This window comes from Sphingomonas paeninsulae (genome assembly GCF_003660165.1).
Classification (GTDB): Bacteria; Pseudomonadota; Alphaproteobacteria; order Sphingomonadales; family Sphingomonadaceae; genus Sphingomonas_O; species Sphingomonas_O paeninsulae.
Map to the genome: position 1 here is coordinate 1,017,066 of NZ_CP032829.1, position 23,208 is coordinate 1,040,273.

Sequence of the window (23,208 nt, forward strand, 5' to 3'; positions counted from 1 at the left end):
CTTAGCGACAGGTTGGGCGGTTGTTGCCGCTGTCCCGTCCAATCGCTTGGCCGATTAGCGCACCCGCGCCACCGCCGATAACCGTGCCAAGCACCTTCGACCCACCCGGAGCGATGGTATTGCCAAGCAATCCGCCAGCAAGGCCGCCGATTACAAGCCCCGTCGTGCCGTCGTTTCGGCGACAATAATAGCGATTGTCCTGACCGCGATAAATTCGTTCGTTCGAATTCATCACGCGCGGCCGATACTGATTGCCCTGAACGTAATAACGGTCGGCACGATAGTTTCCATAACGCGGATCCGGGCGATTATAGTCGTATCGACCATAGTTTCGCTGATCATTGCGGCGCGCATCATTGCGATCGCCGCGACGATTGTCGTTACGGTCGTAACGTCCATCATTCTGATTATATTGTGGTCCGCCCTGAGCCTGAGCCGGCGCAACGGCCAAGGGAAGCGTGAACGACGCAAGCGCCGCCGCGAGAATAAACTTACGCATTTCGATCTCCCAACCCCGAATGAGGTATGCGATTAAAACGATACGCCTGCGAAATAGTTGCGTGAACCGAAAACTACAGCCCGTTCATCAGCCAGTCGGAATCGATACCCAGTTGCTCAGACGGCTGGATAGCGCAGCCGGCCAAGAAACCGGGCTAGGCTCAACCGTTCGGGAGCACTGTGCGTGAATCGACCTTTCAGTTTCTCAAATTGCATGACTCCATCGACCCGACGCCCCAAAAACGCCCGTGTTTCGGCAAGCCCTTCGCTTTCGTCATCGAGCATAGCCATGATCGTTGCCGTATAAATTCCAGCGAGCAACGTGCGTTTGGAATAGTGATTCAGGTCAGTCGAAGTGTCACCCGCGGCGCGCCATATTGTATCGGCTGCGCGCCAGCCGAGTTTCGCAGCACGCGGCAGGTTTTGAGGAAGCGCAAGGATCGCGAGCGCGCGGCGCAGCGCCTCGATATCGGGAGCTATCAAGTCGATCCTTGCTTCGACCAGCGCGATGATCCTCGCGCGGACTTTCATTGTCGAAAGCTGTTCGGCCGGGACCGCCAGCGCCATTGCACGATCGACCCCTGAGAACCAGCCATCGATCATTTCAACACCGCCGCCGGGAAAAGCCAGCGTCGCAATTGAAGGGTCGACCCCCGCCGCTCCTGCGGCTATCGCCAGTGCAGCAGGCGTCCAGCCATCGAACGCGGCGTGGCGGGGAAGTTCCGCGCTCAGTCTTTCGCGCATTTCATCGAGCGTGGGGTCGGTCATGCTGGAACCTTTTCGTAGCGGTGACACCCGCGACATGGGATGCTAGACCTCCTCCGTCAATTGCCACTTCAGAGTGGCGCAAAGGGGACGTGAAAGAATGGCAAAGTTTTTCGGAAATTTGAATGCGGTCGTGGCCGTCGGCTTCGTGGGCGCGCTGGCGCTTTTATTCTGGACGAACTCCCTCAACAATCTGCCTGGCTGGATGACTTTCCTGCACGTTATCTCGGGCGTTATGTGGATCGGCCTGCTCTATTACTTCAATTTCGTTCAAATCCCGACGATGCCCGCCGTGCCTGCCGAACTGAAGCCCGGTGTCACAAAGTACATCGCTCCCAAGGCGCTGTTCTACTTTCGCTGGGCAGCTCTGGCGACGGTCATTACCGGTCTTCTGGTCGCGATTCTGAAGGGTTATGCGCATGAAGCGTTCACCTTTCAGGAAGGCTTTCGCCTGATCGGCGTCGGCATGTATCTCGCGCTGATCATGGCGATCAACGTGTGGTTCGTGATCTGGCCGAACCAGAAAAAGGCTCTTGGACTCATCGAAGCTGCGCCTGAAGTGAAAGCCAAGGCCGCTGTTACCGCGATGGTCTTCAGCCGGATCAATACCCTGCTTTCTATCCCGATGCTGTTCGCGATGGTCCTGCAGAACCTTGGTGGCGCGCTTTAGACCTAACTCTTTTCGGGCTGGCGCACGAGCACGAGTGCCAGCCCGATTAAAACCGCACCTACGATATCGGAAGTGCCCAGCCGCTCGCCGAATATAAACAGTCCGATGATCGCGGCAGCCACCGGTTGAGCCAGTAACCCAAGTCCGATGACGAGCGGGCTAAGGCGTCCGAGGACGTAGGTCATCAGTCCCTGACCGAGCAGTTGGCTGCACAATGTCAACAGCAACAGCGGCGTCCAGTTGGTCGGCAATATCCGTTCGCCGAGCGCAAGTGCGAGCAGCAACAGCGGTACAGTGCTGGCCAGCGTCGAGATCGCAAGCAGAGGAAGCGGTGCCAGCGAACTCCGTGCTCGCGCGATCATCACGAAGTAAAAGGTGTAGAACAGCCCGGCCAGAAGGCAGAGCAGATCGCCAAACAGATTCTGGGGCGACAATTCGTACGACCGACCCATCAGCAAGATCGCACCCACCGCCGCGATGCCGAGCGCTCCTCCCTGTCGGCCCGTCGGCCACGCGCGCGCGGCGATAAAACCATAAATCGGAAACATCAGGCTTGCGGAATTTCCGAACAGTGTCGCGTTGGCGAGTCTGGTACGCATGATACCGAGGTGCCAGCTCGCAAGATCGGCCGCGAAAAACAGCCCGGACACGATGATCGCAACAAGCATTCCGCGTGAGAGCTTGATCGGACCACCACGCGAAGCAAGCAACGCAAGGATCGGAAAGGCCAATCCCATCCGCCAAAAGCCCGCAGCGACCGGACCGACATCCGCGGTCCGAACGAACATCGGACCGGTTGCCAACAGTATGTTTGCAAGGACCAGCGCAGCAAAGTCTAGTTTGCCTGGGCGAATAGATTCTAGTTGGTTGGACATCTCGGTCAGCCCCATATCGCAGGTCCGTAATCAAGTCGCGTTTCAAAAGGAAACCTGCATGCCCACGCTGTTCGACCCTATCGATCTTGGTGCGATCAATGCACCCAATCGTATCCTGATGGCACCACTGACCCGCGCGCGGGGTACGAAGAACCATGTTCCGACACCCCGCATGGCGACATATTATGCCCAGCGTGCCTCGGCAGGGCTGATCATCAGCGAGGCCACCGGCATTTCACAGGAAGGTCTCGGCTGGCCGTTTGCGACGGGAATCTGGAGTGACGAACAGGTCGAAGCATGGAAACCGATTACGGACGCTGTACATGATGCCGATGGACGGATCGTGGCCCAGTTGTGGCACATGGGCCGCATCGTACATCCCGATTATATTGGTGGTGCCCAGCCGGTATCTGCGTCAGCCACTACCGCCCCCGGAAAGGCGCATACCTATACCGGCAAGCAACCTTATGTCGAAGCGCGAGCGCTAAGAATCGATGAAATCCCCCGCCTGTTGAGCGAGTATGAGAAAGCAGCAAAGAATGCGATTGCCGCCGGCTTCGACGGTGTTCAGCTTCATGCCGCGAACGGGTATATGATTGACCAGTTCCTGCGCGATAATTCCAACTTCCGCGACGACCAATATGGGGGCCCGATCGAGAACCGCATTCGTTTGCTGGAAGAGGTTGCGCAACGACTGGCCGATACCATCGGTGCAGACCGGACGAGCGTCCGACTCTCTCCGAACGGCGATTCACAGGGGGCAAACGACAGCCATCCCTACGAACTGTTCGGCGCGGCCGCGGCTGCGCTCGACAAGATCGGCATTGGCTTCCTCGAACTGCGTGAGCCGGACTTCAAAGGCACGTTCGGGGCGGGTGAAGTCGAGCCGGTCGCGCCGACAATCCGCAAGGCGTTCTCCGGGCCCCTGGTGTTAAATTCCGATTATACCACGGAAAAGGCGCAGGCGGCGCTCGATTCCGGTGTCGCCGACGCAATTGCATTTGGGCGCACATTCCTCGCCAACCCCGATTTGCCCGAACGCCTGAAGATTGGTGCTTCGCTTACTCCCGACGAGATGGCGACATGGTATGCGCAGGGTGACGAGGGATATATCGACTATCCCGCGCTCGAATCCGTCCCGGCCTAACCGTCGTGTCTAACCAACCTGGCCTCGGTGGCGCAGCTTGTGATCGGCCAGCACCAGCGCCACCATCGCCTCTACCACAGGGGCGCCTCGTATTCCGACACAGGGATCGTGGCGCCCCTTTGTCATGATGTCGGTTGCATCGCCTTCGCGAGTGATGGTTTCGACAGGGGTCAGGATGGACGAGGTAGGCTTGAATGCAACACGGACGATCACGGGCTGGCCGGTCGAGATGCCGCCAGCAATTCCGCCAGCGTGATTGGCAAGGAACTCCGGGCCGTCAGTTCCGGGGCGCATAGGGTCCGCATTTTCCTCGCCGCGTAACCGGGCCGCGTCGAAACCCTCGCCGATTTCCACGCCTTTGACCGCATTAATGCTCATGCAGGCGCTCGCGATATCGGCGTCGAGTTTGGCATAAAGGGGTGCACCCCAGCCCGCAGGGACACCGATTGCAATACATTCCACTATTGCGCCGAGCGATGAGCCTGACTTTCGGGCTTCATCGACGAGGACTTCCCAACGCGCGGCAGCGGCTGCATCGGCACAGAAAAACGGGTTGGCGTCGATCTGGGCCGCATCGAATGTTTCCGCGCGATCGCCTCCGATTTCGACGACGTGCGCAATAATCGTCACTTCAGGGATCACCGCGCGAGCAACCCCACCGGCGGCGACGCGGGCAGCGGTTTCGCGTGCCGACGATCGGCCGCCACCGCGATAATCGCGCAAGCCATATTTCGCGTCATAGGCATAATCCGCGTGGCCCGGACGATAAGCCTTGGCGACCTCGGAATAATCCTTCGAACGCTGATCGACGTTCTCGATCATCAACGAAATCGGAGTGCCGGTGGTCCGTCCCTCGAATACCCCCGACAGGATTTTGACCTGATCAGGCTCCTGTCGCTGGGTAGTAAAGCGCGATGTGCCCGGACGGCGTTTATCGAGGAACGGCTGGAGGTCGGTTTCGCTAAGCGCCAATCCTGGCGGGCAGCCGTCCACGACCGCACCGAGCGCGGGGCCGTGGGACTCGCCCCATGTCGTGAAGCGAAACAAATGGCCGAAACTGTTGTGGCTCATAAACCCCTCTCCTCCCCGGAGAGGCATTTAGACAAGTGCAATATCCGGGGCGTCTTCGGCTTTCATCCCGATAACATGGTAGCCCGCGTCAACATGGTGCGTCTCACCGGTTACGCCGCTTGCAAGGTTGCTCAGCAGGTACAATCCCGCACCGCCGACATCTTCGATCGTGACATTGCGCTTTAGCGGACTGTTGTATTCGTTCCACTTCATGATGTGGCGGAAGTCCCCGATGCCACTTGCTGCCAGCGTCTTGATCGGCCCGGCGGATATCGCGTTGACGCGGATATTATCGCGGCCGAGATCAACGGCCAGATATTTCACCGAAGCTTCGAGCGCCGCCTTTGCAACGCCCATGACGTTGTAATGGGGGATAACCTTTTCGGCACCGTAATAGCTCAACGTCACCAGAGCTCCGCCATCCGGCATCATTGCAGACGCTCGTTTGGCAACTGCAACAAACGAATAGACGCTGATGTTCATTGTCATCAGGAAGTTGTCGAGACTTGTGTCGACATACGTCCCGCGCAGTTCGTTCTTGTCTGAATAACCGATCGCGTGAACAACGAAATCGATCGTCGGCCAACGCGCCGCCAACACTTCGAAACCCTTGTCGAGTTCGGTCATGTCCGACACGTCGCAATCAATCAGGAAATCGCTGCCCAGCGATGCTGCGAGGGGACGGACGCGCTTTTCCAGCGCCTCACCCTGATAGCTGAACGCAAGTTCGGCACCCGCTTCGCTCAGCTTTTGGGCGATACCCCACGCCAGCGAGCGATCGTTGGCGAGGCCCATGATCAGTCCCCGCTTGCCCTTCATCAAACCAGTCATTGTGTCTCTAAATCCCTCCGTTGATCTTTCTTTAGCGTCGAGATGGGCGGTTCCGCCAGTGCTGCGTTAAGATGAGCCCCGATCACAATACCCAATCCCACGAACCAGAAGAAGATCAGTGCGATAATGACGCCCGCCAGACTGCCATAAGTCGCGTCATAATTCGAAAGTTTCGATAGTATAAAAGGCAAGACCGCCAGCGAACCGAACCACCAGACCGCCGTGAAGAGCGCGCCCGGCCACTTCGGACATTTCGAGAACCGATAATGGCTGGGCGTAAGTGACCAGAACAGCAGGTAGAGCGCGACGAATGCGACGAACAATGGCACAAGCCGCGAAAGCTGGATCCAACCAACAAAACGCCCAGCAAACGGAATAACATGATAGATGAACTGTTCGGCGGCGGTCATCACGACCTGCGCTGAAAACGCCAGCATCATCAAAATGACGGCGGCAATGATAATGCCGATCGAAGTCAGCCGATATTGCCAGAATGGATTGGTATAGGCCGAACCATAAGCACGACGAAGAATATCACGGATCGTTTCGATGAAACTACCGGCCGTCCACAGCCCAACTAGCCCACCGATCAGCAACAGCCAGCCAGTCTTTTGCGTCAGGACATCATGGATTGGTTGGCGCAAGAGGGTCTGCACGGTGGGTGGCATTCCAAGCAGGACAGAATTTATCGCGTGGATGCTGTCTTCGCTCCGCCCGAAGACGCTGGCAAGCGCAGCGATGACGATGAAAAACGGGAATAGAGTGAGCAGGGTCAGATATGCGAGATTGCCTGCATGGATGAAACCGTCGCTGAAAACGCCGACTACCACGCGCTTCGAAACCTCATATGCTGTGGCAAACGGACCTAGATTGCCGAGCTTGTGCTCAACCGCCTCTGAATTGCCGGCATCGGCCTGCTCGCGCCGCGCCTCGGGCGACTGCGGCGAGGTATCCGGCGCATGGCAAGCGGCATCTGGGGAGTTCTTCGGGGGGCAATTATCTGACACTCAGCGCTAAACGCCTAATCCAGCGCGCGGGTTGCCGAGGTTTTCACGTGCGCTTTCGGACCAGGTTTTCAACGCTTCGGTGGTCGGATCGTCTGCCGCAGGAACGCTGATCATCAAAGTAACGAGTTGATCGCCCCGCAAGCCGGTTTTGCCCGTGAAGCCGCGCCCCTTCAAGCGGAGAACTTTGCCCGAGGACGACGCCGCGGGAATGTTCAGCATGACGGGCCCATCGACGGTCGGGACTTTGACCGGTCCACCGAGAACAGCCTCTGCAATCGTAACCGGCAAATCGAGGCGCACGGCATCTCCATCGCGCTTGAAAAAGCGGTGGTTGCTGATTTCGATCGTGACGACGGCATCGCCCGGACCGCCGGGGCCGGGTTCGCCCTTGCCGCCGAGGCGCATCTGGGTGCCGGTTTCGACGCCGCTGGGAAGCTTCAGGTCAATCGTCTTGCCATCGCCAAGCGTGATCCGCTGAGGCGCAAGCGAAGCTGCGTCTTCGAAGCTGACGGCAAGACGATAACCGATGTTCGCGCCCTTTGGCGGAGGTGCCGCACGGCCACCGAAGCCACCGCCGCCTCGCCGTCCGCCGAACAGACCCTCGAAAATGTCACCGAAGTCCGCGCCGCCCTGTTGTTCGAAGCCGCCTGGCTGCCCACGGAAGCCGCCACCACCACCGCCATAACCGAACGGAGCAGCCGGGTTGCCGTCGCCGTCGATTTCGCCGCGATCGAACCGCGCACGCTTGTCCTTGTCCGACAACAGGTCATAGGCCTGAGTGACCGTGGAAAAGCGCTCGGTCGCCTTCGGATTGTCCTTGTTCTTATCCGGGTGCAGCTCTTTGGCGAGCTTGCGATATGCTTTTTTAATGTCAGCTTCCGTGGCACCGCGCGCCACACCGAGGGTCGTATAAGGATCAGCCATGCCGGTCAGTTATGCGCTGACCAGCGCTTATGCAACGGAGGCGTGCAGGCGCAACGGTGCGACATCGACGCTGACCGTCATTGTCTGTGCACCAGAGCCAAGAAAGATACCGTCGATGGGCGCGACCTCGGAATAATCGCGCCCGATTGCAGTAACGATATGGTCGCCAGCCATCCAGATGCCGTTGGTGGGATCGACACCGACCCAGCCACGATCGGGACCACACCACAGCAATACCCATGCATGGGTCGCGTCAGCACCGACCAGCCGTTCCTCACCCGGAGGTGGGATGGTGCGAATATAGCCCGAAACATAGGCCGCAGGCAGGCCGGCAGAACGCAGCCCCGAGATCATGATCTGGGCGAAATCCTGACACACGCCACCGCGCTGCGAAAATGCTTCGGCTGGCGTAGTTTCGGTCTTTGTTGCATCGGGATCAAAAGCGAATTCATCTTGTATTCGGCGCGCGAGTTCGATCGCGGCTTCCAGTGAATTACGACCGGGATGCAGGCTTTTAGCGCACCAGTCGGCAATATTCGAGTCGAGCGCGATCATCGGCGATGGAAACAGATAATTGGTCGGCGAAACTGCAAGCACGCTGCGATTGGTGCGCGCAAGTTCGGCGACGGTGGCAAGATCGGGGTCGCTCGCCAGCGGCATCGGAATATCGCGGTTCACATCAATGGTGGCTGTGCTGACGATAGACAGGTCGGTTACCGCTTCCGAAATCACCAGTCGTGTAACATTGGCAAGCGAGGCGTCGGCGCGGGCAAGCGAGAAATGACCGCCGGGTTCGACAGAGAGCGTGTGATCGATGAGCGTCTGTCCCGACCAGATGATCGGCTTCAGACGCAGATTGCAGCGCGCGAAACTAACCGGCCGAGCATAGGTAAACCGCGTTTCGTGGCGGATTTCGTAACGCATCGGGCCACCGATGACTGTGTCGCCGGTCATGCCAGCGTCATTCCGGTCGCGCGGAGAGGAGCTCCACCACGCAGGAAAAAGCGATTGGCAATGGCATCGGACAACGCGAACAGCCGGTTTTCCAGTCCCTGAATCTGGTGGAGATCAAGTGTTGCCGCGGTCAAGGTTGCAACAAACGCGGCGATAGCAGCGGCAGCACTCTGTTGCTCTTCGGCCATGCCATCATCTGACAGGCGCGGCAGAGCATCGAGATGGCCGACCATCGCCGCCACCTGAAACGCAAGGCTGCGGGGGTTTCCGGCGTCGAGCCCAACGAGATCGCGGACCGCTGCTGCGGAAACGCCCGTCGGGTAACGCTGGCGATATCCGATCTGGCTGTTGGTGAGTTCGAGCAACATGGCTAGGTCGTCAGCGGTGGCATCGGGACCGGAGAAGGCGCGAAGCAGCCGGCAGACGGTACCTGCACGTTCGATCCGGCGACCACAGTCTAAAAAGCGCCAGCCAGCCGTGCGGCCCATGTTTTCAGCGGATAACCCAGCGAGGGCAGCGAAACGCTGGTGCATTTCCGACGCACTTTGCCCGATACGGTCGGCATTCGGAAATGGTGCCTCGAGAAGGTGCCAGACATCAGTGGACAGACGTTCACGCGAGCCTTCGCCTATGTCGCGGGCACGGTAGAGTAGTGCACGGACACTGTAGTTTTCGTCCGCATCGCTGAGAGCAGCGCTGGCGAGCGCCACGGTTGTAGGATTTGGACTATTGGCGCGTTTGGTTGCGGCTCCACTTCCGATAAGCAACGATTCGAGACGTTTCAGTGTCGCAGAAGCGATGGGCGCACCGCCATCGACATCAACCGAACCGCCGATGCTGGCACGGACCAGCGCCAACACCCCCTCGGCGCGTTCGAGATAGCGCCCAAGCCAAAAAAGATTGTCGGCGACACGACTGGGCAGAGTGCCCGGATTGCGGCGGATCGCGATGGCATCGGTTGCGGCAACCAAAGTGACGGGCGCAACCGGCTTCGTCCCAACAATGCACACATCGGCGGAAAAGGCTCCCTCCCCCATAACCGCTGCACGAATATCTGTTTCAAGACCGATGCGCGCGAAACCGCCGGGCATGACCTGCCATGCACCATAAGAATCGCGAGTGGCAAAGACACGGATCGTGAAGGGGCGCGGCTCGAGACCGTTCTCGCCAACGGTGGGAAGCGTAGAAAGATGGACGGTTTCCTGCCCAACATAATCAATGCCACGACGATAGATATCGTCGATCAGGTTACTACGTTCGATGGCCGACAAATCGGCACCGATGCGCGCGCCATTAGGGAGGCCGCGCGGATTGGTCTTGAAAGCGGGGGCAATGATGAAGCGATCGAGGCGTTCGATCACCTGATCGCGCTGACGGTCCTGCCCACACCACCAAGTCGCGATGTTAGGAATTCGGAGGTCTTCGCCGGTCATGCGCACCGAAAGTCTCGGCAAAAACGCGGCGATCGCGGATGATTCAAGCACACCTGCGCCGGGCGAATTGGCGATCACGACATTGCCCGCAGCCATCGCGTCGATCAGGCCCGGGACCCCGATGCGCGAACGTGAATCGAATGCCAGTGGGTCGAGCAAGCGTGGATCGACGCGGCGCCACAAAGCATCGACGCGCTTCAGCCCCTCGATCGTGCGGAGGTAAAGCTGATCGTCATGGACCGCGAGATCCTCACCCTCGACCAGCAGCAGTCCGAGATAGCGTGCGATATGCGCCTGTTCGGCATAGCTTTGATTATAGCGGCCCGGCGTCAACAGGCCGATGCGTGGGTCCGAACGGTGGCACGACGCGGCAATCCCGGCGCGAACATCGGCGAAAAACGGGGCCAGTCGCGCGATGTGCAGCCGCGACTGAAGCTGATCGAACACGCGCGACATCGCCAGCCGGTTTTCGAGCGCATAGCCCGCACCCGTTGGCGTGCGCGTATGATCCTCGATCACTCGCCATTCGCCGTCCGGACCGCGCCCGATATCGACCGCGAAGAAGTGTAGGTGCCAACCTCCGGGCGGCTCCAGTCCCATCATCGGGCGCAGGAAATGCGAGCTTCCGTTGATGACAGCAGCGGGGAGCAGACCGCCTTCGGTCAATCGTTGGGGGCCATAAATGTCAGCGAGCAACAACTCCATCAGATTGGCACGCTGGACTACGCCATCGGCGATGCTTTGCCATTCCGGCGCGTCGATCATCACCGGCAGCGGAGATAGCGGCCATTTACGGTCATCCCCATCGCCGGGCAGGCGGAAGCCAGTGCCGATCTCATCGGCTTGACGTTGAATTCGGGCGCGAGCCAGCGACAGGTCGCCACCCGACGCAACGGCGACCTCGGTCAGCATCGCCTGCCACATCTGCGGATTTGCGGTGTCGCGCAACACATCACCGCGCGGCGCGGTGGCACGATAACTGGCAAGCCAGTCGGAGGCGATTTCTTCGCTCACAGGGAGAGATGCAGGGCTGGCCACAGCGTCAAAACGATCCGGTTATCCTTATCGTGCGATGCGCACCCCTGCTTCACCACACCATAAAGGCTGTTGCGTTGCAACACGTCGATAGAGCCGGCTCGACATTTCCGGACCGCAATTCTAGGCCCGGCGCATGAGCACCGATCCTATAACTCTGTTTTCCGAATGGCTTGTCGAAGCGGAGGCGAGCGAACCCAACGATCCCAATGCAGTCGCATTGGCAACAGCGAATGCAGAGGGCCAGCCCGCGGTTCGCATGGTTTTGTTGAAGGGTCATGATGCGACGGGCTTTATATTTTATACCAACCAGCAGAGTCGCAAGGCCGACGATCTGACAGCCGATCCAAAAGCGGCGCTCCTTTTTCACTGGAAATCGCTGCGCCGACAAGTTCGCGTCGAAGGCTCCGTGAGTGTTGTCGACGACGCAACGGCTGACGCCTATTTCGCAAGTCGATCGCGCGTATCGCAGCTTGCCGCATGGGCTTCGGACCAATCACGCCCGTTGCCCGACCACGGCACGCTGAGCGCGCGGTTACAGGAAGTAACGCGGCGTTTTGAGGATATGGACGTGCCGCGCCCGCCGCATTGGTCGGGGTATCGTGTGAGCCCCACAAGCATCGAATTCTGGCGCGACGGTGCGCACCGGCTCCATGAGCGGCGGTTGTTCACTCGTGAAGGCGATAGATGGAGCGAAGGATTGCTGTACCCGTGAACCGATCCACTCTGACGACCCGCGCCGCCCTCGCCAGTGCTTCGGTTGCGCTTGGGCTGCTGGTCCTGAAGGGGTTTGCCGCACACGAGACCGGGTCGGTCGCGATGTTAGGGTCACTTGCCGACACCGGGCTGGACCTGATCGCATCGCTGGTAACTTTGTGGGGCGTTAGACTGGCATCTCAGCCTGCCGATAACGAACATCGGTTCGGACATGGCAAGGCAGAGGCGCTGGCAGCGCTGTTTCAGGTCTTCGTGATCGCGCTTTCCGGCGTGGCAATTTTTGCACGCGCTGTTCAGCAGTTGCTGGCAGGGCAGATCACCACGAACGCTGAATATGGCATCGGCGCTTCGGTGATCGCCATCGTCGCAACAGTCGGCTTGTTGGGTTATCAGAAGTTCGTGATCGCACGGACAGGATCGGTCGCGATCGGGGCCGACCATGTTCATTATCAGTCGGACGTGTTGCTGAACATCGCCGTTATCGCCGCGCTGGCGATCGATCAATATGGCGGCATCAAAGGGGCCGATCCGCTGTTTGGCATCGTAATTGCGCTGTGGTTGATGTGGGGGGCGTGGCGGGCGTCGGCCCAGGCGGTCGATCAGTTGATGGACAAGGAATGGCCCGCCGAACGCCGTGCCGCTTTCCTGAAAGTGGCGGAACAACATCCCGAATTGGTTGGTATTCACGACCTGCGAACGCGGACAAGTGGGACGCATGATTTCGTCCAGTTCCATGTTTGGATGGACCCGAAAATGACACTCGACGACGCGCACCGCGTGATGGACGAGGTGGAGGAGAAGCTGATGCTGGCATTTCCGGGAACCGAGATCCTAATCCACCCCGATCCGGAGGGCCATGTCGATCGTATGAGCCTGCCAATGGAACGGTTTACGGAGACGATACATTGAAACTGCCATTCGTTCAGATCGACGCTTTTGCGGACCGGCCCTTTACCGGCAATCCAGCGGCGGTGATGCCGTTGGAGGCGTGGTTGCCCGACGAGGTGTTGCAAGCGATCGCTGCCGAGAACAACCTTGCCGAAACCGCGTTTATCTTGCCCACGATGGGAGATGCGGATTTCGAATTACGCTGGTTTACGCCCGTCGCCGAAGTCGTGATGTGTGGCCATGCAACATTGGCAAGCGGGCATTATGTGCTGTCGAAGGACGCCGCGCTGGGGGGCGTACGGTTTCGGACGCGGAAAGCCGGGGTTTTATCGGTGGCGCGCGACGGGGTCGGCTATGCGCTGAGCCTGCCCGCGTGGAAGCCTTCGCCCAAGGCAATGCCGGAATTTCTGGCGGCGCTGGGGGTAGAGTCAGCGGTCGAAACCCTTTGGCACGAAAACCGATATGGGGTGGTCGTGCTGGAAAATGCTGCCGCCGTGCGGGCTGTCGCTCCTGATTTTCCGGCGCTGGCGGTTCCGGGCGACTGGCTGACCATTGTGACCGCGCCGGGCGACGACACCGACATCATCAGTCGTGCCTTTGCTCCGGGCGCGGGAATTGACGAAGACCCAGTGACGGGGTCCGCCCATGCGGTCGTCGTGCCTTATTGGGCGGAACGGCTGGGACGGGATCGGATGACGGCGTTTCAGGCTTCGGCACGGGGCGGCTATCTGGATTGCACGCTGACAGGAGACCGGGTGGTGCTCGGCGGCAAATGCGTGACGGTGATCGAGGGCGTGTTTTCGGTTTGAAGGGTTATGCGCGTGAACGATTCCATTGAGATACTGAACTGGAGCCGCTTGAGCGACGCGATCACGACGTCGGGTCAACCGACGGAAGCGCAACTCGCTGCGATTCATGATCTGGGCGTGGTTGAGGTGGTGAACCTCGGTCTGCATACGCATGAGAAGGCGTTAGCGGATGAAGCTGCTACTGTGGTCGGACTGGGGATGACTTACACGCATATTCCTGTGGATTTCAGCAACCCCGTCGAGGCGGACTATCAGCGATTCTGCGATGTGATGGCGGCGGTTGGCGAGCGAACGGTTCATGTACACTGTATCGTGAATGCTCGGGTGACAGCCTTTTTCTATCGATATCAAACCGAAGTTCTGGGGATCGGAGAAGCCAAAGCGCGGGCCATGATGGAAAAGGTCTGGCGACCCGGCAGAGTATGGGCGGCTTTCATCGGCGACGATGGCGCAGCGAATCGTGAGCATCAATATGCACGGCGGGATTATTAGCGCACGTTTCGCGCTCCTATCCCACAAACTCCGCCAATAATGTATTTGCGCGTGGGCCGTCCCAGTCCATCCCGCCGATAACGCGCCACACTTCCTTACCCTTGGCGTCGTACAGTATCGTAGTGGGCAACATCCCGCTGGCATAGGCAAAGCCCAGCGCGTTGGGGCCATCGCGGTAAAGCACCAGATGTGGAAGGGGATGCGCTGCCCACCAGCCGGGAACAGGATCAACAGCCTGTTTCGTATCGTCCTGATTGACCACCAGAACCTGCAATTTGGCCCCAGCGCGGACGGCGAGGCGGTCGAGTGAGGGCAGTTCCTTCACGCATGGGCCGCACCATGTCGCCCACAAATTGACGATAAAAGGCTTGCCGATGAACGCGGAAAGGGTCGTGGGCTTGCCGTCGGGACCGTTGAAGGACTCTGTCGGAGGAGCCTTCCCACGCTGGCTGATGTCGAGCGTCCCTGCGGCCTCGGGTTCGGTTGGTTTTGCAGAATCCGCGACGTTGGCTTGCGGGGCGGTGTTGGTTTGCCTATCGCACGCGGCGAGCAAGGCAAGCGGGAGAAGAGCGATTACGGCGCGCAAGAGCGACTCCAATGCAATGTGGGGCGGGCGCTTCTCCGAAGGCCCGGATGCAGTCATGCGTGCGATAAATGCCTCGCTGCCATTCGACAAGCGTTTGTGGCGGCAGGACATTGCAGGGTCACAGGCCCATGTCGCCATGCTCGGTGCGCAAGGGATATTGTCCGTCGCCGATGCAAAGACGATTTCGGATGGTTTGGCGGCGGTCGCGGCCGAGTATGAGGTCGATGGCCCACCCGACGACCTGAGCCTTGAAGATATTCACATGGCAACCGAAGCACGGCTGGCCGAACTGATCGGTCCCGTTGCAGGGCGATTGCATACGGCACGGTCGCGGAACGATCAGGTTGCGACCGATTTCCGGCTCTGGGTGCGTGATGCGATCGATCAAACCGATGCTGGCTTGCGAGCTTTGCAAGAGGCTTTGGTTGGCCGTGCGGACGAGCACGCCGAGACAGTAATGCCGGGCTTCACCCATTTGCAGAGCGCGCAGCCGGTCACTCTGGGTCATCATCTGATGGCATATTTTGAGATGTTTGCGCGCGACCGTTCGCGGTTTGCCGATGCGCGAGCACGGTTGAATCGGTCCCCTTTGGGGGCTGCGGCGCTGGCGGGAACGGGGTTTGCGATTGATCGCGCGGCGACGGCGGCGGCGATGGGTTTCGATGGACCGACCTCAAATTCTCTGGACAGCGTTTCGGATCGCGATTTCGCCATCGAATATCTGACGGCGGCGGCGCAAGCGTCGTTGCATTTGTCGCGGCTGGCGGAGGAATTCGTGATCTGGGCGTCGCAGCCGTTCGGGTTCATCGCATTACCGGATCAGTGGTCGACGGGGTCATCGATCATGCCGCAGAAGCGTAATCCCGATGCAGCGGAACTGGTGCGCGGGCATAGCGGGCGGATCATCGGTTGCCTGACCGCGCTGATGGTGACGATGAAGGGCCTCCCGCTCGCCTATTCGAAGGATATGCAGGACGATAAGCCGCCGGTTTTCGAGGCACATGACCTGCTGGAACTGTCGCTTGCGGCGATGGCTGGAATGGTCGGCAGCGTAACGTTTCGCGCTGATCGGATGCGGGCGCTGGCGGAAAGTGGCTTTGCGACGGCGACCGATCTGGCCGACTGGCTGGTGCGGGAGGCAGACGTTCCGTTCCGCGAGGCACACCATATTACTGGGCGCGCGGTGAAGGCCGCCGAAGACCGGGCTTGCGGGCTGGCCGATCTGCCGCTCGACGTATTGCAAGAGATCGACGCGCGGATCGACGAGCGGGTGTTCGGCGTGCTGACGGTCGATGCTTCGGTGGCCAGCCGTACCAGTCATGGTGGAACCGCGCCGGTGCGCGTAAGAGAAGCTGTTGCTGCGGCACGTGTTTCGCTAGGGACGCACACATGAAAGCTGTTTTCGCTCTTGCCCTGATCGTCGCGCTGTCGGCGTGTGGTTCGCGCCAGAGGTTGAAACCGGAGGCTGGGCACAGCCTGCCCCAGAAACCCTATGCGGCGAAGACCGTGCCGACGCCTGAACAATTGATGACACCGACTAATCAGGCCAGACCGCAGCGGATCGACGAACTGCTGTCCCATTCGGAAAAGCGCAAAGCCGATCCGTTCGACCTCCCCCACCGGGCTGAATTTATGAACCATTTCGATTACCGTAACGGCATCCTCCACTGCGAGGATGTGCCGCTAACCGACATTGCGCGCCATGTCGGGACACCTGTTTACGTCTACTCACGTGCGACGCTGGAACGCCACGCGCAGGTCTTTCAGAAAGCCGTGGCCCAGGCAGGGAAGGTCGATGTCGCATTTGCGGTAAAGGCTAATCCCAACCTTGCAGTGCTGCGAGTATTGGCTCGGGAAGGCATGGGCGCGGACGTTGTTTCGGGGGGCGAACTGGAACGCGCACTGGCCGCAGGCATGGCACCGGAGCGGATCGTCTTCTCGGGAGTGGGCAAAACCGGAGTCGAACTGGCGCAGGGGCTGGATCGCGACATCGGCCAGTTCAATATCGAATCCGAAGAAGAAGGCATGGAACTGGCGGCAATCGCCGCGGCAAAGGGGCTGGTCGCGGATGCCGTGTTGCGGGTTAATCCCGATGTGGACGCCGGCACGCATGCAAAGATTTCGACGGGCAAGGCTGAGAACAAGTTTGGCGTTCCGATCGGTCACGCGATTGCGATTTACACGCGGCTGGCGGCGCTTCCCGGCCTGAATATGCGCGGCGTTGCACTGCATATCGGGTCGATGCTGGAAAATCTGGAGCCGCTGGCGGCGGCATTCGGTCGGATCGGCACGCTGGTCGAAACGATCCGGAGTGGCGGGCTATCGGTTAGTCACGTCGATCTGGGCGGCGGCCTTGGTGTGCCGTATCGCCCTGGCGAGAATCCACCGACGCCGGAGGATTACGGCGCGATGGTGGCGCGCGTAACCAAGGGCTGGGACGTGACCCTGATGTTCGAGCCGGGCCGCGTGATCGTCGGCAATGCGGGCGTATTGCTGACCAGCGTAATCCGCGTGAAGCCGGGCATCCAGCATCCGTTTGTGATCGTCGATGCGGCGATGAACGATCTGGCACGACCAGCGCTTTACGATGCTTATCACCATTTCGACCCTGTCGCCCAGACGCGCGAAATGATGACAGCCAATATCGTGGGGCCTGTTTGCGAGAGTGCCGACACCTTCGCGATGGCGCGTGAGTGCGGTGCGGTGCGGGCGGGCGATCTGGCGGTGTTCCGGACGGCGGGCGCTTATGGCGCGACGATGGCGAGCACTTACAACAGCCGCGCGCTGGTGCCCGAAGTGCTGGTCGACGGTGGACGGTACGCCGTCGTTGCCGACCGGATTGCGGCGGCGACGATCATGGGTGCGGAGCGTGTGCCCGAGTGGTTGATGTCCTGACAGTGGTGGTTAGTGCTGGCGTGATCGCTATTTCGCTGTAGGACTTTTAGAGGCGCAGTCCGAAGCGTGGGCCGATGAATACCATGGCGAGATAGAGCGCGATTGTGAGCAGGCAGCCGGCACTAAGAGCACTCCAGAACCCGAAACCGTGACGTAAAAGGTACGGAATCAGCAGAAACATCGGCAAAGAGGGTATTACGTACCAGAAAGTGGCTCCGGCATGGGCCGCCATGCGCGTGGCATCATGCGTATCGCGCCACAGCCAGATCATGCCGAGTATCGAGACGAGCGGGAGCGAGGCCACAAGCGCACCGGCCGTCGGGCTGCGTTTCGCGATTTCAGAGATCAACGCGATGATGACCCCGGATATCAACGCCTTGATCATGAGATAGAGCATGACCCGCCTAAAGCATTTTGCGCGGCAACTTGCTACCGGTTCGGTTCTTAGGCAGTCCGGCACCAATGCACAGTCTCCCGATATTTGTTCACCTTGACGGTCGCCCGGTCATTCTGATCGGCGAGGGCGAAGCTGCCGATGCGAAGCGGCGGGTGTTGGAGCGCGCAGGAGCTGTAGTCATTTCTGAAGGCACTGCGGCGCTGGCTGTCGTGGCGCTGGAAGACGATGCGGAGGCAGAAGCCGCCGTGGCCGCATTGAAAGCGCGGGGGATATTGGTGAACGCTGTCGATCGCCCGGCACTATGCGATTTTACCCTGCCCGCCATCGTCGATCGCGACCCTGTCCTGATTGCAATTGGAACCGGCGGCGCTTCGGCGGGACTCGCGAAGATCCTGCGTCAGCGAATCGAAGTTTTGTTGCCGCCCACCGTGGGTCCATTGGCGCGGGCTTTGTCTGCGGCCCGCGCAGCGATAAGGGCACGATGGCCCGATGCAGGGCAACGGCGGCGCGCACTGGATGCGGCGCTGGCGGCGGGCGGTATGCTCGATCCGGTGGCCGGAACGCATGACGTCGCTGCGTGGTTAAAGTCCGACGTGGAGACGGGGGACCGGACGATGACCATTTGCCTGACATCGCCCGATCCCGACGACCTGACGCTGAAACAGGCGCGCTTGCTGGGCGAGGCCGACCGCGTCTATGCCGCCCCTGATGTTCCGCCCGTTATCCTTGCCCGCGCCCGCGCCGATGCCGTTAGGATGAGCGGTCCTCCCTCCTCCTCTCCGGGTCCGGGATTGACCCTCACCATCGAAATGGCCGCTTCATGAGCGCACGCAATTATGTCGTTACCGGAAACAATGCCGCGGCAGTAGGACGCGACGAAGCCACCGCCGCAATGGGAACCGCGGATCTGGTCTGGGTTCATCTCGACGGGAACGACCCCGCATCACTCGACTGGCTGAACACGCAGGATCTGCCGAATATCGTCGTCAACGCGCTGATTGCCACCGAGACGCGCCCACGCACCGATCTGGTCGATGGCGGTGCAATCCTGAACATGCGCGGGCCGGGCGAAGAGGCTGCGGATTTCACCGATATGCTGACTTCGGTTCGGATATGGGCATCGCATAAGCGCGTCATTTCGCTGACGATGCGCGATCTGATGGCGCTGGAAACACTGGATCAGGACATATTGGCGGGAAAAATCCTCGATCCCGGCGATCTGGTCTGCGTACTGGCGACTACGATCACCGCCGAACTCGATCCCGATGTGGCCGAACTCGGCGACACGCTGGACGATTGCGAGGAACTGTTCGACGCCAAAAACGCGTTTTCGATGCGCCGGACCATTGCGGCGACGCGGGCAAAGGCCATTGCCTATCGCCGGTTCGTCGCGCCTCAACGGCAGGCGCTGGAAAAGCTGGCCCGAATCGACGCCGCGTGGTTGACCGACGACGATCGCGCGCATCTGGGCGAAGCTGCGGATCGTGCAGCGCGCATGGCCGAGGAGCTTGAGGCGATACGCGAACGTTCGGCGCTGATGCACGAACAACTGACCGATTTACGCGCGGAATTGATCGACACGCGCAGTCTGGTGATTTCAGTGGTGGCGCTGGTGTTCCTGCCGCTGACGTTTTTGACCGGGCTGCTCGGCATGAACGTCGATGGCATACCCTATGCCCACGAACCCTGGGCTTTCATGACTGTCTGCGCAGTCTGTATCGCAGTAGCCGTCGCCGTCGGCGCTTATTTTATCCGTGCCAAGTGGTTTCGCTGAGCGCCTGATATTGCTGTTGAAGCTCGCGGTGCGCGGCTTCGGCTTCGGCGAGTTCGGCGCGGACTTCGCTCAATTCGACGGCGCGGTGAGCGATTCGCGCGTCGAGCGCGGCGTTGGCGCGGCGCAGTCCTTCGAGTGTGCGCGCACGGTCCAGTAATCGTTCGATACGGGCACCCAGTGTATCGAAATCAAATGGTTTGACGACATGATCGTCGGCCCCGGCTCCAAGTGCGTCGATTGCGGCCCCCGGATCGCTGCGCGCGGTAATCATCAGGACAGGCATATACCGCGTCATCGGCTCGGCGCGGATTTCACCCAAAACCGAGATGCCCGACATCAGAGGCATCGTCATATTGAGAATCATCAGGTCGAAACGTTGCGCCTGAATCATATCGAGCGCGGTAATCGGGCCGTCGACCAGCGTCGTCGCATATCCCATGCGCGTCAGTCGAAGACCCATCACCGAAAGGTTGGTGCGGTTGTCATCGACAACGATAATCTCTCCGCGACCGGTCGCGGGATTGGTCTGGGGCAGGCTAGGGAGAAATTTGTCCATGAACATAAGCTAGACGGAACTGGTTAACACGACGTTGCCTTAATCGTCGTTTTGACGGGTTTAACCACTATTCCGCAAAGCCGTCGCAATCGCGTTGATCGACAACTGAATACCCTCTGCAATGCGGGTATCCTCCTCTCCGGCGCGATGACGTTTCAGAAGTTCGATCTGCAACAGATTGAGCGGTTCGATATAGGGAGTGCGCAGGCGAATCGACACGTCGAGCGAAGGATTAGCCGCCAGCAAACGTGACTGGCCGGTGATCGACAACAGACAATCATGAGCTTTTGCCCAGCCATCGCGAATCGTGCCGAACGTCGCATCGGCCATCGTCCGATCCTCGACCAGCGCCGCATAACGCGCGGCGATGTTCATGTCCGATTTGGCGAGGACCATTTCCATATTGGCGAGGACCGATTGCAGGAACGGCCAGCCCTGCGCCATCTCGGCAAGCAGCCCCTTGTCGGCAAACCCTTCGAGCGCATGGCCGACGCCGTACCAGCCCGGCAGCATGACGCGCGCCTGCGCCCAACTGAAGACCCAGGGGATCGCGCGCAAATCCTCGATCCGGTCCGACTTGGTGCGACTGGCAGGGCGCGAACCGATTTTTAGCGTGGCGATCTCCGCGATCGGCGTCATCTGGTGAAAGAAAGTGCGGAAATCGGGCGTGTCGTACACCAGTCCGCGATAGGCGCGGAAAGAAGCGGCGGAAATTTCGTCCATCGCATCGGCAAACCGTTTCGCGTCGACAGCGGGCAGCAGTTCGGGTTCGAGACTGGCAAGCAAAGTCGCAGCCGCCATCGCTTCCAAATTGACGGCGGCACTCTCTCGCGAGCCATATTTCGCGGCGATGACTTCGCCCTGTTCGGTGATGCGAATGCGCCCCCGCACGGTGCCGGGGGCTGGGCGCGAATAGCGGCGAAGGACGATCCCCCTCCCCGCCCGACTGCACCACCGCGACCGTGGAATAACTGCATCGCGGTTCCGACATTTTCGAAAACGGGGCGAGCGCGAGGCTGGCCTGAAACAAGCTCCATGTGGAAGTCAGATATCCGCCGTCCTTGTTGGAGTCGGAATAGCCAACCATGACTTCCTGATGCCCGCGCGTGACGGCGAGGGTCGCCATTTCGGGAATCGCGAAAAAATCGCCCATGATGCCGGGACCGGCTTCCAGATCGGCGATGGTTTCGAACAGTGGGACAACGCTGACCGTGGCGGATGGCGTCGCGCCGGGCATGTAAAGGCCGACTTCTTTCAGCAGGACATAGACTTCGAGCAAATCGGAGACGCTGTCGGCCTTTGAGATGATCGCGCGGGCAATGGCTTCATCGCCGTAACGAGCCTTGGCATCAGCTGCGGCCTTGAAGATGGCAAGTTCCTTGGCCGTTTCCTCGCCATAGCTCAGGTGCGGCCCTGACAGGGGGCGCGGGCTGACGAGTTCGCGACGAAGCAGGGCGACACGCGCGGCTTCGTCAAGGCTGAGATAGTTGACTTCGACGGCGGCGACTTTCAGCAGTTCGGCGACGACGCGTTCGTGAACATCGCTGTTCTGGCGAAGATCGAGCGTGGCGAGATGGAAACCGAAGATATCGACCGCACGGATCAGACGAGCGAGCGCGCCGCCCGTCGCCAGAGGGCCGCCCGAAAGCGCCTTTGCCAGCGCGTGAAGATCGGCACGAAAGGCTTGCGGATCGGCATAGGCTTCACCGCTCAACGAGGATGTCCGGGCCGGTGCCTTACCGACAATTACTTCGAATGTGGCGCAAAGCCTTGCGTAAATACCGGCGACAGCGCGTCGATAGGGTTCGTCGGCGCGGGTGGCGGACATATCCCCGCTGGCCTCTGCCAGGGCGAGTACGCTTTCATCGACGGTGGCGAGTTCGGTTGAGATCGAAAGCTCGGCGCCAAGGGCATGAACAGCGTCGAGATAAGCGGTCAGGACGGTTTCGGCAGAACGTCCAATAGCAAGTTCGAGCGATGCGGCGACGACATTGGGGTTGCCGTCGCGGTCGCCGCCGATCCAGCTTCCCACGCGCAGGAAGGATGCCACATGCTGTCCCAGCGCGCGGTCCCAGCGGGCATAAAGAGCAGGCAGCGTCGGCAGGAAGACATCGCGCAACCATGCGAGCGCGTTCTCAACCTCATCGGCAACGTACAGTCGTTCACGACGCAACGGACGCGTTTCCCACAACAGCGCGATCTGGTGCGAGATCGCTGCCTCCACTTCGTCGCCATCGACCGTTTCGACAACGCCGGCGTCGCGGAGCCGCATGAGTTCGGCAATGCGATTCCGATGGTCGATCATCGATTTGCGACGGACTTCGGTCGGGTGGGCGGTCAACACCGGCATGACGAGTGCCGATTCGAGCATGGCGGCCACTTTGTCAGCGCCGACCCCATCGTCTGCGAGGCGGGCGAGGACGTGGGCAACATCTGCCCCTCCTCTATCGCGACCCCCTGACGATCCTCTGCCAGATTGGCGAGCATCGAGAAAAGCATGAAGCCCCGAACGAAATTCAGCGTGTCATCGAGTGTCAGGACGCCAAGGCCGTTGTCCACATCTTCCGCGCCGACCAGCCCACGGTGGCGATCGACTGACGCGGACCGGATGTATTCGATCCGCCTGAACAGCGCTTCTCCGCCAAAGCTGCGAATGACATCGCCGAGCAAGCGGCCCAGAAAACGAATGTCGGGATTTTGCGTGATCGGTGCGGATGATGCCATGCCTCATGCTGCACTGCACCGGCAAACCGGTCAATCGTATCTGCGGGGCGATTTGCTTTCGTGACGAGTCTGTTCCAACGCACTAATACGGCACTTCATCGCACGGCGCTCCTGTTCCGGTTGCCCCGCCGCTGGTCAGGACGCACGGCAAGCCATTAAC

The 23,208-nt window shown here is 60.1% G+C and carries 22 protein-coding genes and 1 pseudogene; 10 read left to right on the top strand and 13 right to left on the bottom strand.

Annotated elements, in window-relative coordinates; all coding sequences use genetic code 11:
• Window position 1: 1 nt before the first annotated feature.
• Entirely contained in the window at window positions 2-499 is a 498-nt protein-coding gene (locus D3Y57_RS10505; protein ID WP_121152938.1) for a glycine zipper 2TM domain-containing protein, read from the bottom strand.
• A gap of 116 nt (window positions 500-615) precedes the next feature.
• Window positions 616-1,266, bottom strand: coding sequence for a COQ9 family protein (locus tag D3Y57_RS10510; RefSeq protein WP_121152939.1), 651 nt, complete (start codon window positions 1,264-1,266; stop codon window positions 616-618).
• A gap of 97 nt (window positions 1,267-1,363) precedes the next feature.
• Between D3Y57_RS10510 and D3Y57_RS10515 the strand changes: the two genes are divergently transcribed.
• Window positions 1,364-1,933: a urate hydroxylase PuuD gene (locus D3Y57_RS10515; protein ID WP_121152940.1), complete on the top strand. Its 570-nt coding sequence runs from the start codon at window positions 1,364-1,366 to the stop codon at window positions 1,931-1,933.
• Window positions 1,934-1,935: 2 nt separating this feature from the next.
• On the opposite strand, the gene D3Y57_RS10520 is transcribed toward D3Y57_RS10515, so the two are convergent.
• The gene (locus D3Y57_RS10520) at window positions 1,936-2,823 is read right to left on the bottom strand and encodes a DMT family transporter (RefSeq protein WP_488349818.1); all 888 of its coding nucleotides are present in this window, start codon (window positions 2,821-2,823) and stop codon (window positions 1,936-1,938) included.
• Between the two features lie 43 nt (window positions 2,824-2,866).
• On the opposite strand from D3Y57_RS10520, the gene D3Y57_RS10525 reads away from it, so the two are divergent.
• Window positions 2,867-3,955 (top strand): alkene reductase, encoded by a 1,089-nt coding sequence (locus D3Y57_RS10525; protein ID WP_121152941.1) that lies wholly within the window; start codon window positions 2,867-2,869, stop codon window positions 3,953-3,955.
• 9 nt (window positions 3,956-3,964) lie between these two features.
• Here D3Y57_RS10525 and aroC read toward each other — a convergent pair whose 3' ends face one another.
• The 6 genes from aroC to D3Y57_RS10555 are packed head-to-tail and all read right to left on the bottom strand — an operon-like array spanning window position 3,965 to window position 11,189.
• Window positions 3,965-5,026, bottom strand: coding sequence for a chorismate synthase (aroC, locus tag D3Y57_RS10530; RefSeq protein ID WP_121152942.1), 1,062 nt, complete (start codon window positions 5,024-5,026; stop codon window positions 3,965-3,967).
• Between the two features lie 27 nt (window positions 5,027-5,053).
• A complete protein-coding gene (fabI, locus tag D3Y57_RS10535) occupies window positions 5,054-5,857 on the bottom strand; it encodes an enoyl-ACP reductase FabI (RefSeq protein ID WP_121152943.1) in 804 nt (267 codons plus the stop codon).
• Window positions 5,854-6,864, bottom strand: coding sequence for a YihY/virulence factor BrkB family protein (locus tag D3Y57_RS10540; RefSeq protein ID WP_121152944.1), 1,011 nt, complete (start codon window positions 6,862-6,864; stop codon window positions 5,854-5,856). The genes fabI and D3Y57_RS10540 overlap by 4 nt, the downstream gene beginning before the upstream one ends.
• Window positions 6,865-6,870: 6 nt before the next feature.
• Window positions 6,871-7,788, bottom strand: a complete 918-nt coding sequence (locus D3Y57_RS10545) for a DnaJ C-terminal domain-containing protein (protein ID WP_121152945.1) — start codon at window positions 7,786-7,788, stop codon at window positions 6,871-6,873.
• A 27-nt stretch (window positions 7,789-7,815) separates the two neighbouring features.
• Window positions 7,816-8,712: a transglutaminase family protein gene (locus D3Y57_RS10550; protein WP_121155761.1), complete on the bottom strand. Its 897-nt coding sequence runs from the start codon at window positions 8,710-8,712 to the stop codon at window positions 7,816-7,818.
• A gap of 26 nt (window positions 8,713-8,738) precedes the next feature.
• Window positions 8,739-11,189, bottom strand: a complete 2,451-nt coding sequence (locus D3Y57_RS10555) for a circularly permuted type 2 ATP-grasp protein (protein ID WP_239026028.1) — start codon at window positions 11,187-11,189, stop codon at window positions 8,739-8,741.
• A 157-nt stretch (window positions 11,190-11,346) separates the two neighbouring features.
• On the opposite strand from D3Y57_RS10555, the gene pdxH reads away from it, so the two are divergent.
• The 4 genes from pdxH to D3Y57_RS10575 are packed head-to-tail and all read left to right on the top strand — an operon-like array spanning window position 11,347 to window position 14,116.
• Complete coding sequence (pdxH, locus tag D3Y57_RS10560) at window positions 11,347-11,925, top strand: pyridoxamine 5'-phosphate oxidase (RefSeq protein ID WP_121152947.1); 579 nt, start codon at window positions 11,347-11,349, stop codon at window positions 11,923-11,925.
• Window positions 11,898-12,836: a cation diffusion facilitator family transporter gene (locus tag D3Y57_RS10565; RefSeq protein ID WP_121152948.1), complete on the top strand. Its 939-nt coding sequence runs from the start codon at window positions 11,898-11,900 to the stop codon at window positions 12,834-12,836. Before pdxH ends, D3Y57_RS10565 begins: the two co-directional genes overlap by 28 nt.
• Window positions 12,833-13,624 carry a PhzF family phenazine biosynthesis protein gene (locus D3Y57_RS10570; RefSeq protein ID WP_121152949.1) on the top strand — a complete coding sequence of 264 codons (792 nt, stop codon included), beginning with the start codon at window positions 12,833-12,835 and terminating at the stop codon, window positions 13,622-13,624. The genes D3Y57_RS10565 and D3Y57_RS10570 overlap by 4 nt, the downstream gene beginning before the upstream one ends.
• A 6-nt stretch (window positions 13,625-13,630) precedes the next feature.
• A complete protein-coding gene (locus D3Y57_RS10575; RefSeq protein ID WP_121152950.1) occupies window positions 13,631-14,116 on the top strand; it encodes a protein tyrosine phosphatase family protein in 486 nt (161 codons plus the stop codon).
• Between the two features lie 16 nt (window positions 14,117-14,132).
• Here D3Y57_RS10575 and D3Y57_RS10580 read toward each other — a convergent pair whose 3' ends face one another.
• Window positions 14,133-14,702, bottom strand: a complete 570-nt coding sequence (locus D3Y57_RS10580) for a TlpA family protein disulfide reductase (RefSeq protein WP_239026030.1) — start codon at window positions 14,700-14,702, stop codon at window positions 14,133-14,135.
• A 16-nt stretch (window positions 14,703-14,718) separates the two neighbouring features.
• Between D3Y57_RS10580 and argH the strand changes: the two genes are divergently transcribed.
• Complete coding sequence (gene argH, locus D3Y57_RS10585; RefSeq protein ID WP_121152951.1) at window positions 14,719-16,095, top strand: argininosuccinate lyase; 1,377 nt, start codon at window positions 14,719-14,721, stop codon at window positions 16,093-16,095.
• Between the two features lie 239 nt (window positions 16,096-16,334).
• Window positions 16,335-17,597 (top strand): diaminopimelate decarboxylase, encoded by a 1,263-nt coding sequence (lysA, locus tag D3Y57_RS10590; protein WP_121155765.1) that lies wholly within the window; start codon window positions 16,335-16,337, stop codon window positions 17,595-17,597.
• Window positions 17,598-17,643: 46 nt separating this feature from the next.
• Here the strand turns inward: lysA and D3Y57_RS10595 are convergent, their stop codons facing one another.
• Window positions 17,644-17,994: a DUF3147 family protein gene (locus D3Y57_RS10595; RefSeq protein WP_121152952.1), complete on the bottom strand. Its 351-nt coding sequence runs from the start codon at window positions 17,992-17,994 to the stop codon at window positions 17,644-17,646.
• A gap of 65 nt (window positions 17,995-18,059) precedes the next feature.
• Between D3Y57_RS10595 and D3Y57_RS10600 the strand changes: the two genes are divergently transcribed.
• Both D3Y57_RS10600 and D3Y57_RS10605 read left to right on the top strand, forming a co-directional pair.
• The gene (locus D3Y57_RS10600; protein ID WP_121152953.1) at window positions 18,060-18,818 is read left to right on the top strand and encodes a precorrin-2 dehydrogenase/sirohydrochlorin ferrochelatase family protein; all 759 of its coding nucleotides are present in this window, start codon (window positions 18,060-18,062) and stop codon (window positions 18,816-18,818) included.
• Window positions 18,815-19,768, top strand: coding sequence for a CorA family divalent cation transporter (locus D3Y57_RS10605; RefSeq protein WP_121152954.1), 954 nt, complete (start codon window positions 18,815-18,817; stop codon window positions 19,766-19,768). The genes D3Y57_RS10600 and D3Y57_RS10605 overlap by 4 nt, the downstream gene beginning before the upstream one ends.
• Here D3Y57_RS10605 and D3Y57_RS10610 read toward each other — a convergent pair.
• Window positions 19,743-20,324 carry a response regulator transcription factor gene (locus tag D3Y57_RS10610; RefSeq protein ID WP_121155767.1) on the bottom strand — a complete coding sequence of 194 codons (582 nt, stop codon included), beginning with the start codon at window positions 20,322-20,324 and terminating at the stop codon, window positions 19,743-19,745. The two genes, D3Y57_RS10605 and D3Y57_RS10610, sit on opposite strands and share 26 nt — an antisense overlap.
• A gap of 60 nt (window positions 20,325-20,384) precedes the next feature.
• Window positions 20,385-23,048: pseudogene (ppc, locus tag D3Y57_RS21370) on the bottom strand (phosphoenolpyruvate carboxylase).
• Window positions 23,049-23,208: the final 160 nt, after the last annotated feature.

Excerpts from the sequence above, each read along its gene's own strand:
- D3Y57_RS10515 (WP_121152940.1), top strand. The coding sequence starts at position 1,364 with ATGGCAAAGTTTTTCGGAAATTTGAATGCGGTCGTGGCCGTCGGCTTC.
- aroC (WP_121152942.1), bottom strand. The coding sequence starts at position 5,026 with ATGAGCCACAACAGTTTCGGCCATTTGTTTCGCTTCACGACATGGGGC.
- D3Y57_RS10600 (WP_121152953.1), top strand. The coding sequence starts at position 18,060 with ATGCACAGTCTCCCGATATTTGTTCACCTTGACGGTCGCCCGGTCATT.
- D3Y57_RS10510 (WP_121152939.1), bottom strand. The coding sequence starts at position 1,266 with ATGACCGACCCCACGCTCGATGAAATGCGCGAAAGACTGAGCGCGGAA.
- D3Y57_RS10505 (WP_121152938.1), bottom strand. The coding sequence starts at position 499 with ATGCGTAAGTTTATTCTCGCGGCGGCGCTTGCGTCGTTCACGCTTCCC.
- D3Y57_RS10545 (WP_121152945.1), bottom strand. The coding sequence starts at position 7,788 with ATGGCTGATCCTTATACGACCCTCGGTGTGGCGCGCGGTGCCACGGAA.
- D3Y57_RS10565 (WP_121152948.1), top strand. The coding sequence starts at position 11,898 with ATGGAGCGAAGGATTGCTGTACCCGTGAACCGATCCACTCTGACGACC.
- lysA (WP_121155765.1), top strand. The coding sequence starts at position 16,335 with ATGAACCATTTCGATTACCGTAACGGCATCCTCCACTGCGAGGATGTG.
- D3Y57_RS10610 (WP_121155767.1), bottom strand. The coding sequence starts at position 20,324 with ATGGACAAATTTCTCCCTAGCCTGCCCCAGACCAATCCCGCGACCGGT.
- pdxH (WP_121152947.1), top strand. The coding sequence starts at position 11,347 with ATGAGCACCGATCCTATAACTCTGTTTTCCGAATGGCTTGTCGAAGCG.
- argH (WP_121152951.1), top strand. The coding sequence starts at position 14,719 with ATGTGGGGCGGGCGCTTCTCCGAAGGCCCGGATGCAGTCATGCGTGCG.
- D3Y57_RS10525 (WP_121152941.1), top strand. The coding sequence starts at position 2,867 with ATGCCCACGCTGTTCGACCCTATCGATCTTGGTGCGATCAATGCACCC.
- D3Y57_RS10575 (WP_121152950.1), top strand. The coding sequence starts at position 13,631 with ATGCGCGTGAACGATTCCATTGAGATACTGAACTGGAGCCGCTTGAGC.
- D3Y57_RS10520 (WP_488349818.1), bottom strand. The coding sequence starts at position 2,823 with ATGGGGCTGACCGAGATGTCCAACCAACTAGAATCTATTCGCCCAGGC.
- D3Y57_RS10605 (WP_121152954.1), top strand. The coding sequence starts at position 18,815 with ATGAGCGCACGCAATTATGTCGTTACCGGAAACAATGCCGCGGCAGTA.
- fabI (WP_121152943.1), bottom strand. The coding sequence starts at position 5,857 with ATGACTGGTTTGATGAAGGGCAAGCGGGGACTGATCATGGGCCTCGCC.
- D3Y57_RS10595 (WP_121152952.1), bottom strand. The coding sequence starts at position 17,994 with ATGCTCTATCTCATGATCAAGGCGTTGATATCCGGGGTCATCATCGCG.
- D3Y57_RS10550 (WP_121155761.1), bottom strand. The coding sequence starts at position 8,712 with ATGCGTTACGAAATCCGCCACGAAACGCGGTTTACCTATGCTCGGCCG.